This window comes from Deltaproteobacteria bacterium, from assembly GCA_019309545.1.
Lineage (GTDB): Bacteria > Desulfobacterota > Desulfobaccia > Desulfobaccales > Desulfobaccaceae > Desulfobacca_B.
This window is the reverse complement of record JAFDGA010000047.1, coordinates 1-8,675: the sequence shown is the minus strand read 5'-3', so window position 1 is coordinate 8,675 and position 8,675 is coordinate 1. Positions and strand designations below refer to the sequence as shown.

General features: G+C 54.1%; 8 protein-coding genes. 6 read left to right on the top strand and 2 right to left on the bottom strand.

Annotation, left to right across the window (positions count from 1 at the left end; all coding sequences use genetic code 11):
* Together JRG72_10815 and JRG72_10810 are read right to left on the bottom strand one after the other, a co-directional pair.
* Nucleotides 1-350: hypothetical protein (locus tag JRG72_10815; protein MBW2135696.1), on the bottom strand; the 350-nt coding region annotated here is incomplete at its 3' end.
* Between the two features lie 664 nt (nucleotides 351-1,014).
* Nucleotides 1,015-1,176 (bottom strand): hypothetical protein, encoded by a 162-nt coding sequence (locus tag JRG72_10810; protein ID MBW2135695.1) that lies wholly within the window; start codon nucleotides 1,174-1,176, stop codon nucleotides 1,015-1,017.
* A 412-nt stretch (nucleotides 1,177-1,588) separates the two neighbouring features.
* Here JRG72_10810 and JRG72_10805 point away from each other — a divergent pair, with 412 nt between their 5' ends.
* The 6 genes from JRG72_10805 to JRG72_10780 all read left to right on the top strand — a co-directional run.
* Complete coding sequence (locus JRG72_10805) at nucleotides 1,589-2,548, top strand: lytic transglycosylase domain-containing protein (GenBank protein MBW2135694.1); 960 nt, start codon at nucleotides 1,589-1,591, stop codon at nucleotides 2,546-2,548.
* 517 nt (nucleotides 2,549-3,065) lie between these two features.
* Complete coding sequence (locus tag JRG72_10800) at nucleotides 3,066-3,686, top strand: UpxY family transcription antiterminator (GenBank protein MBW2135693.1); 621 nt, start codon at nucleotides 3,066-3,068, stop codon at nucleotides 3,684-3,686.
* On the top strand, nucleotides 3,679-5,148 hold the full coding sequence (locus JRG72_10795; GenBank protein MBW2135692.1) for a tetratricopeptide repeat protein: 1,470 nt from the start codon (nucleotides 3,679-3,681) through the stop codon (nucleotides 5,146-5,148). The genes JRG72_10800 and JRG72_10795 overlap by 8 nt, the downstream gene beginning before the upstream one ends.
* A gap of 42 nt (nucleotides 5,149-5,190) precedes the next feature.
* A complete protein-coding gene (locus tag JRG72_10790; protein ID MBW2135691.1) occupies nucleotides 5,191-5,718 on the top strand; it encodes a hypothetical protein in 528 nt (175 codons plus the stop codon).
* Between the two features lie 99 nt (nucleotides 5,719-5,817).
* Nucleotides 5,818-7,251 (top strand): outer membrane beta-barrel protein, encoded by a 1,434-nt coding sequence (locus JRG72_10785; GenBank protein MBW2135690.1) that lies wholly within the window; start codon nucleotides 5,818-5,820, stop codon nucleotides 7,249-7,251.
* A 26-nt stretch (nucleotides 7,252-7,277) separates the two neighbouring features.
* Nucleotides 7,278-8,675: O-antigen ligase family protein (locus tag JRG72_10780; GenBank protein ID MBW2135689.1), on the top strand; the 1,398-nt coding region annotated here is incomplete at its 3' end.

Genomic DNA, 8,675 nt, shown 5'->3' with positions numbered 1-8,675 from the left:
GTTGCTGTTTTAAGTTCCCTTAGCTGTTGTTTTATATCCTCTGCCTTTTTAGTTAAATTAGCAATTTGTTCATTAAGCTTAGCCTTTACCTCGGCTTTCGCAGTTTCGGCTTTGGCCTTTAATTCTTCTATTTTTTTATTAAGGTCAGCCAACTTAGCTTCTGTTGCTTTTTGATATTTGTCCTTTTGCTGTAGCATATATTGTTTTGTTGCTTCAGCTCCTTCTTTTACTTCTCTTTTTACCTTTTCAGGTGATACTGTCTCTTTGCTCTTGGGTGTTTCACCCTGGCTACCGCAGGCAGCCAATAACGCCAAACAAGCTATTCCAATTAACCCAACAAATCGTTTCATAATTTCATTCTCCTTACATTTTAGTTTTGTATTTTATTTTTAATTTAGATAACTTAAGCACGAGAGGCTTTCTTGTCAAGGCTTTTCATGGAAAAGAATATCCTTTAAAGCACTTGGCCCGGATGCAGGTGTTATATTTCCATGAAGTTCGGTCGGCGGGCGCAACTGAGGATCGCCTGAGGTCTGGGATAGTGTTTGACTAAAACCAACAAAAATTTATGGTCCTTCCCGCGCCCTGGTTTGGCCGTCTCTGGTCAGGTCGGCCTCAGCGTCCCATTATCAGCCTTTCCCCGGCTGATTTCAACTTTTTTCCGCCAGGACTACGGGCTTATCCCACCGGCCTTGACCTCAGCCAATTTTAGTGGGACTTACCGGTTTTTCTGACCTATCCCGGAAGATTTCGGCAAAAATCTCCTGTGAGGAGCTAAGCATGTTTAACTAAGCCTAGGAATGGGCTGAGTTATCCCATCGCCCAAGCCCAATAATACACCCCTGGGCTTGACAGACGATCGTCAATATCCTAATCTGGATGGGGTTGTCGGGGCATCTGTAGGACGGCAAAACTTTGACGGCGTTCATTCAGCAGCAATTTCAGATCAACCTGGGAGTCCGTCTATGCCAGAGGCCCTTTCGGAAAAATGGGCTTCCGGTTCGGATAGTTTTTCTACCCAGTTATAGTCCTGAGCTCATCCCGGACGAATTGCTCAATCAAGATGTCCAAAGCAATGCCCCGGGTCGTCAACGCCCCGGCAATCAAACGCAGTTGATGTGCAAGTTGAGAAGGTACCGCCGTAGTCGCCAATGTAAACCGGACATCGTCGCCCATTAATTTCCCGGGGAAACACGTCCAATATGCAGCCTGAAAAGTTAATCAATGAAACGCTCTGAGCAATATTCCGGCTTTCCATGCATAACTCTATAATATAATTATATATAATGTTTTTTTCTTAACAGGCTTTAATAGTATACCCGGGCCAGGGGAATCTCTGATTCCTGGGTCGAATTAGCTCATCCTAAGTTTACTGTCCCAGGATGGACTTTTATTTGGTGGAAAGAGTGGGGAGTAGACGCGATGGTGTCCCCAGTCACAATTTCCTAAAGGGTAAGTGGCTTAGATGGCGAGGCAAAAGGTTAGGGCAAAATCCAGACTCTGGGTCGTTCTGGGCCTAGGGCTGCTGATGTGGGCCTGCGCTAGTGACCGGGGGTCTCAGCGTTTGCCGCAATTATCGGAAAGGCAAGTGTCGGAAACAGTTATCCCCTCAAGCTGTTTTTATCCCACGGGAATTAGGGATCATAGCGGGCATATTTCAAAGCCCGAGGCGGTCGATAGGGAACTGGCCCGGGAAATTGAAAAGTTTTTAAAGGCCAACCAGATGGTCGGCATATTCCGGACTGCAGATGGCCGGAAGTTTGATCTTCCGATGACCATCAATGCGCAGGTATCGGCCTATATACGGCATTTTTGCGGAAGCAAAAAGAAGGTCTTTAGCGTTTATCTGGCCCGCTCCAGCCGTTATCTCCCCATGATGAAAGGCATCTTTAAAAAACAGGGACTGCCCCAGGATCTGGCTTATCTGGCGATGATTGAGAGTGGCTTCAGCCCCTGGGCCCGATCCGTGGCCAACGCGATCGGCCCCTGGCAGTTCATCCGGGAGACGGCCGTGCGCTATGGTCTCAAAGTTAATCACTGGATAGATGAACGCCGGGATCCAGAGAAGGCTACCGTAGCGGCGGCCCGTTATTTAAAAGACCTCTATCGGCAGTTTGGTTCCTGGTATCTGGCGGCGGCGGGATATAATGCGGGGGAGAAACGGGTGGAGGGGGCAGTAAACCGTCACGATACTCGAAACTTCTGGGATTTGGCTAAGAAGAGAGTATTACCCCCCGAGACCTGCAACTATGTCCCCCAATTCATTGCCGCCGCGTTGATCACTAAAAATCCGGGAAAATATGGTTTTACCGGGATTAGCTATCAGACCCCGATGCGTTATAGTCGGGTTAAATTACCGGGGGGGACTGATTTAAGGTGGTTCGCCCGGGTTTTAGGGATCTCTTACGAAACCATCAAGCAGCTTAATCCAGAGCTTCAGAAGGCTTGGGTTCCTTTGGATTGCCAAGAATACCTTTTAAAGATTCCGGTTCGGCAGCAGCGGATAGCTTCCCGGATAGCCAAGATCTGCCGGGAAATGAGAAAATAGTAAATCAGGCAGGACCTGTTAACTTGCTATGCCCACTGACCGTGAGCCTGAAGCTAAGTTTAACGAGAAGAAATTATTACTCGGGTCATAAAATAAATTAATCGTGGTTAGAAAAAAACAGCTCTTGGGAGAGGAGGTTGGGAAGGGAACTTGAGGGAAGGGCGGAGGGCTGGCGTTCCCCCGGCCCTCCCCTCAGATCAACCCTTTAAATGCCCGGAGTAATATAATGAACCAATGGGTTTTTTGTTGACAATGATTTGCCAAATGGTTTATAAATCAAACATGGTAAACATTACTCGGGGGAGAGTCTTAATCAATAAGCAGCCCAGCAACCAATGGATAAATTACTCTTTTCGACCACAGGCCGGCTAGACCGGCTCCCAGAGTAGGAGACCTAGGTTCCGATGCGCGGCCAGGATGGCCGAAATTGGTGTAACATATTAGTATTAATCAGAAAAATGAGGAATTTGTTTGTAATCCAGAAGGCGGAGCTATGTACTAATGGAGGCAAACATTCATGGATGGACTTGCTGGGATTAAAACCGGGTTACTCGGACCAGATGCTCCGTATCAGACTTGCCCTCCCTGGTATGTAGTTCATACCCGCAGCCGCCATGAGGTCAAGGTTCATGAATGCTTATGTTCCAAGGCCTTAGAGTCCTTCCTGCCCCTCATAGAGATCAGAAGCCGTCGCCGGGATCGACGAAAATTTATCAAAATCCCACTATTCCCCGGATATCTGTTTGTCCGCACGGTCCTCGAACCGGATATTTACCATGAGATTATCAAAACCAAGGGAATTGTACGTATTGTGGGATTTAATAACCACTTCAGCCCGGTAGAGCCCGGGAAGGTGGAATCCATACAACTGATGCTGGCCAGCGGTCGCCCCATCAATCCCTGGGCTTCTATAACCAAGGGGAAACCGGTTCGCATTATTGACGGACCCTTAAGGGGCGCCGAAGGGATAGTGGTCAACCGAAAGGACCAAAAACGCCGGCTGGTGGTCACCATCGACATTTTGAAGCGCAGCGTGGCGGTGGAACTGGACGAAGAGGCGGTGGAGCCGCTAAGCAAGAGTTGCAGCCCTGGATTCTGCCACAAATGCTTAGGAATTTCCCCCAGTATTCATGGATAAATCCTCTCGAGTTCCGCCAGAGACGATGCTTCGAGTCATCATCGTCTTCCTGATGTTCTCCCCCTTATCCCCGTTGACCATCAATTGTGCCAGGGCGGATAATATCGCCGGTCCAAGCATCGTGACCGTGGTCAGCCTCGATTCCCAGGGTCAGCCCCTGCGGCAAGGGCTGGGAGTAATTATTGATCCCCGGGGCCTAATCCTTACTAGTTTAGAGATTTTCTTAAACAGTCAAGGCGGAATGATCAAAACCGCCAAAGGCGCCTTACACCTGATCGAGGGAGTGGTTCAGCTAGATCGGCTCCAAGACTGGGTTCTGTTGAAGGTCAACGCTGAAGGTCTGGTAGCCTCCTCGGTCAGTAAGTATAAAGCAATAAAGCCCTCCGAACGGGTAATGCTGCCCGCCCGGGAGCGTTCCCAGATAACCTTCAAGGAAGTGGCGATCAAAGGAATCTATCCGATTTCCCCCCGGCTGGCGCTACTGGATCTAAGACTTTCCAAAAGCGACGTGGCCAGTGGTACTCCACTATTCAGCCAGGCTGGCGAGGTAATGGGCATAGCCCATCGATTAAATAGCCCACCGGAAAGAGGAAAATCCTCGCTCTATTTCCTGCCCCTGAACCGTTCCCAGTTACCGCCAGTGAAAAAAAACCCTGAAGCACTCAAGTCTTTTGAGGAGGTTGCAGATTTAGCTCGGACCAAGTCACCCGAGGGGCTGTTCTGGCAAGGGATGGCCGCCATGGTCAGACAAAACTGGGTCGATGCGGTTGAAAAGTTCAATGAGGCGATAAAGATTGATAAAAAGTTTCCTGAGGCCTATTATGGACGAGCCCAGGCCCGCTTTTTCCAAAAGGACTATGAGGGCGCGGAGAAAGATTTGAACAAGGCCATAAAGCTCTTGCCTTCCTATGCTCGGGCCTCATTCTGGCTGGGAAAGACGCGGCAAAAACTAGGGGATAAGGCCGGAGAGATTCTGGCTTATGAGAGGGCGGTTAAAATCAATCCACATCTTTCGGAGGCCTACTTTAAGCTGGGACAACTGGCATATAAAACCAAAGATTTCGACCGGGCGCGACAGTGTTTTCGCCAAGCCGGAGAGGGATTTCCCGAAGCCGCGCAGTCCTGGTGGTATCTGGGAACCATCGCCCGGATCCAAGGGGAATCAGCCGAGGCGGTAGAGAACTTTAAGAAAGCCATCGCCCTTAATCCACAATTTTTTGAGGCCTATCTATCCTTAGGCAAGTTGTTGTTGACGGTTGGGGCGCAGCCTCAGGAGGCCGTGGAAATCCTCACCGAGGCGGTGCAGCAGCGCCCCCGTCATGGCGAAGCCCGGCTCTACCTGGCCCTGGCGCAATGGTTGAGCTGGAACCGGGGGGGCGCCCTGGAACAATATTTCGCCCTCCAGGACCTTAACCCGCGGCTGGCGGCACGGCTGCACCAGACCCTGAATTACAGCCGTTGACCGTTGGTGCTATTCTGAAGATTGATTTGAAAGGGGGATAAGATGAGAATGGTGAAAAAGCTGACCGTAGTTCTGGCCCTGATGGGTCTGCTGCTGACCGTCCAGACCGGTTCAGGTCAGGCCACAGTGGCCTCGGATCTCGCCGCCGGGGTGCCCATGGAACAGGTAATCGCTAACGGCTTGGCCGCCGGCTTGACCATCGAGGCGGTCATTGGCCAGGCCATGGCCGCCGGAGCCGACCCTTGCGCGATCGTTAAGGGGGCCCTGGCCCAGGGCATCGACCTCTCCCGCATCTTTGCAGCCTTGCTGGCCCAAGGGGTGGAGGTCACCAAGATGATGAAATGCGCCCGGGAGGCCGGACTGGATTGCACGGTGATCGCCGACGCGGCCATGGCCGCCGGGGCCGAGCTTGAAGACGTCCGAGCGGCCCTGGCTGCCTGCAACTGTCCCGGGGCCGAAACCTATACTTATGCGCCCCCGGCCCCGCCGGTGGCCCCGGCCGGCGCCGGACCTCCCAGCTTTCCGGGAGGAGGCGGCGGAGGCGGCTACGTCGCCAGTCCGTCCAGTTAAGCAGTTTCATGTTCCATGAGCCGGGTGAATGGGGTAAGCCCCGGCTTCTGCCTTGGGGGTGATAAAATGTGGTGTTTCCAAAGCAGGAAGGGACCGAAGTTGTTGATCATGGTTTTAGCGGGGGTGCTGCTCACCGGTCTCTACCAGGACCAGACCTGGGCCGCGGAACCGGACACGCCGGCCGGCCGGTCCGAGGCGGGGGAAACCGACCAGGCCCGCGAAGTCTTGGAATGGCAGAAACAGCTCCGGGAAGAAGAGGAGCAGCGCCGGGAGGAAGCCGCGCCCGCGGCGCGGCCGGAATTTTTCCCGGTCATCGAACCGGTGCGGCCCTCGGAAAACTTGCAAGTCGGTCCGGCGACCGGCACCCTGGCCCCGTACGGCTATGCCTGGGCCGAAGATACCTTGAGCCGGGGGTGGACCTTCCACCGCCTGGGACCTTTCCGGGTGTCGCCGTTTCTGGCTTATAACGGCATTTACCGCAGTAATATTTATCAGACTTCGACCGATAAAAAATCCGATTATGTAAATAACCTCAGACCGGGTCTGAGCCTTGAACTGCCCCTGGCGCATCGCCACCGGCTTTCTTTGGGATACCTGGGCGATTATTTTATCTATAGCAGTCATTCGACCGATAGTCATTATGACCATAATGTCAATGCCGATGCTAATTTCAATTTCCGCGGCGGCCTGAGTCTGGGGTTCGGTTCGGCTTATCGGCACGCCACCGAAGAGCGCTCGGCGGTGGTGGGCCGGAAAAGGCGCTACGATCGCACCACCCCCTATTTCAAGGCAGCCTATGCCTTTGCCGACGTCTGGAAACTGGAGACCAACTATCAATTCGATAATCTCGACTTTGCCAAGGCCATCGATCGGCAGGACGATTACCAGTATCACACCGGCGGGGCCACCCTGTTCTATAAATTCTGGCCCAAGACCGCGGCGCTGGTGCAATACATCATTCAGGGGCGCGTCTATCCGAATCGATCGATCAACGACAGCCTCAGCCACTCACCGTTGATCGGCCTGACCTGGGACCCGACCGCCAAGCTGTCGGGGACCGTCAAGTTCGGCTATACCTTCCGGGAATATGACACCGACCTCGCCGGGCGCAATAACAGTCCCAACTCCTGGGCCTTGGCCATGCAGACGCTTTATCGCTACAGCCGCTATACCAATCTGGCTCTCACCGCCCAACGCTCTTACCAGGATGACGTCGATTTCGGCAACAACGCCTATGAGAACAGCGCCGTCTATGTCACCCTGAATAAGCACTGGCATTATTTCCGGACTGATAGTTATCTGGCCTTTTATTATATCAACAACAATTACGTTGATGTGGCGGCGGATCCGGTCACCGGCCGGCTTAAGGAACGGGATGACGATATCATCTCCGTGGGCTGCGGCTTGAGCCGGCCCTTCACCTCTTATTTCAGGCTGCGGCTGGATTACAACTTCATCAACAAGGATTCCAATTTCAGCACCTACAGCTTTAATGAGCATCGGTTGCTGTTCGGCATTGAGACCTCTTTGTAAAGTTTGCTGCGGGAGGGAAAGGCCTAATGCAACCAGTAACCTGGTGGTCCTGGGTGATCCTGAGCGGGGCGAGCGTGGTGCTGATCTTCGCGCCACTGGCCTTTGCCGGGGTCCACACCTGGGCCTATTTCAGCCTGGGCGTGTTAATCGCGCTGCTCAGCCTGTTGTTGCTGGCGGTGCTGCTGCTCAGGGTGCTTTGGGGGCCATGGCTGCCCTACAACTGGCCGCGGCCGCCGCTCTGGGGCCTGGTGCTGGCCTTCCTGGCCCTGATCATCCTGCAGGTCATCTATCTGCCCCAGGTCCTGGTGGGGTGGCTTTCTCCCGAGGCCCTGGCAATACGGACCCTGGGCAACGGCTACGGCCTGGCCGCCGCGGTGCCATTGTCGCTCAATGCCTATGCCACGCAGTTGGAACTGTTAAAACTGCTGCCCGCGGTGCTGCTGTTCTTCCTGCTGCTCTATGCCGTCCGCAGCCGGTTGCAGATGCGGCTGCTGGTCGGGGTCATCCTGGCGGTGGCCCTGTTCGAAGTGGCCTACGGCGCCGCCACCCTGCATTCGCACCGCATCTGGGGCTGGAAGAATATCTATGCCGGTTTCCGGCTCAGCGGCACCTTTATCAACAGCAACAACCTGGGGGCTTTCCTGGCCATGGCCATCTGTCTGGGCTTCGGCCTGTTCCAGGCCATGCGGCCGCCCCGACTCAACCAGGCGCCAGGCACCGGCTGGCGGCGCTTTATCAAAATGACCGAAGCCGAGCGCCTCGAACCCCAGTTCAGGCGGTATGCCCTGTTCTTCCTGCTGATCGTGTTGACCGCCGGGCTGATTCTCACCGGTTCCCGGGGGGCCATGACCTCCCTGGTCTTTGCCTTTGTGATGATGGGCGCCCTGACCTGGAGCCGCTCCCGCAAACGCGGCACCCTGGCCATCATGGTGCTTTTCCTGGTCCTGGCCCTGGGCTACGGCCTGTTCTTGGGGGCCGGCCCGGCCCTGGCCCGTTTTCTGGACCTGCAACATTGGGGGCGCTATTGTGCCTTTATGGGCGCCTTCGCCATCTTCAGCGATTTTCCGCTGGTGGGTTCCGGCCTGGCCACCTTCGGGGATTTGTATTATCAGCATCAACCGCATGAAATAAACGGCGTCTTTTATACTTATACCCACAATGACTGGCTGCAGTTGCTGGCCGAAACCGGCGGCCTGGGCTTTTTGCTGGTGGTGGGCGGCTTCCTGATTTTGCTCTACCGGCTCATTGACCGCTGGCGGCAGCGGCAGGATTATTTTGCCGCGGGCCTGGGCCTGGGAGGCTTGGGGGCCTTGATGGCGGTGGCTTTTCATGCCCTGGCCGAATTCAATCTGCACATTCCGGCCAATGCCCTGCTCCTGGCCGCGGTCGGTGCCCTGACCTATCTCAGCGTTCATTCCTATGTC